Here is a 908-nt window from a genome sequence, read left to right as displayed (position 1 = left end):
AGGAAGATCATCATGGCTAAAGCCAAGTTTGAACGTAATAAACCACACGTAAACGTGGGTACAATCGGTCACGTTGACCATGGTAAAACAACTTTAACTGCTGCGATTGCAACAATTTGTGCAAAAACTTACGGCGGTGAAGCGAAAGATTACTCACAAATCGACTCAGCACCTGAAGAAAAAGCACGTGGTATTACAATTAATACATCACACGTAGAATACGATTCTCCAACTCGTCACTACGCACACGTTGACTGCCCAGGCCACGCCGACTACGTTAAAAACATGATCACTGGTGCTGCTCAGATGGACGGCGCGATCCTTGTATGTGCTGCAACTGACGGTCCAATGCCACAAACTCGTGAGCACATCCTTCTTTCTCGTCAGGTAGGTGTACCTTACATCATCGTATTCTTAAACAAATGCGACCTTGTTGATGACGAAGAATTACTTGAATTAGTAGAAATGGAAGTACGTGAACTTCTTTCTACTTATGACTTCCCAGGTGATGACACTCCAGTAATCCGTGGTTCAGCTCTTGCAGCGCTTAACGGTGAAGCTGGTCCTTACGGTGAAGAATCAGTTCTTGCTCTTGTAGCAGCACTTGACTCTTACATCCCAGAGCCAGAGCGTGCAATCGACAAAGCATTCTTGATGCCAATCGAAGACGTATTCTCAATTTCTGGTCGTGGTACAGTAGTAACAGGCCGTGTTGAAGCTGGTATCATCAAAGTTGGTGAAGAAGTAGAGATCGTTGGTATTAAAGATACAGTTAAAACAACTGTAACTGGCGTAGAAATGTTCCGTAAACTTCTTGACGAAGGCCGTGCAGGTGAGAACTGTGGTATCTTACTTCGTGGTACTAAGCGTGAAGAAGTACAACGTGGTCAAGTACTTGCTAAACCAGG

General features: G+C 44.5%; 1 protein-coding gene. It reads left to right on the top strand.

Annotated features, from left to right (window positions below; genetic code table 11):
- Positions 1-12: 12 nt before the first annotated feature.
- Positions 13-908 (top strand): elongation factor Tu (gene tuf / locus C1642_RS00555; protein ID WP_057063976.1); only part of this gene is annotated, 896 nt, incomplete at its 3' end.

The sequence above is a fragment of the Acinetobacter sp. AKBS16 genome (genome assembly GCF_002899995.1).
In the GTDB taxonomy this organism is placed as follows: domain Bacteria; phylum Pseudomonadota; class Gammaproteobacteria; order Pseudomonadales; family Moraxellaceae; genus Acinetobacter; species Acinetobacter baumannii.
Note: the sequence above shows the minus strand (reverse complement) of the source record. Positions and strands in the feature narration are given on the sequence as shown.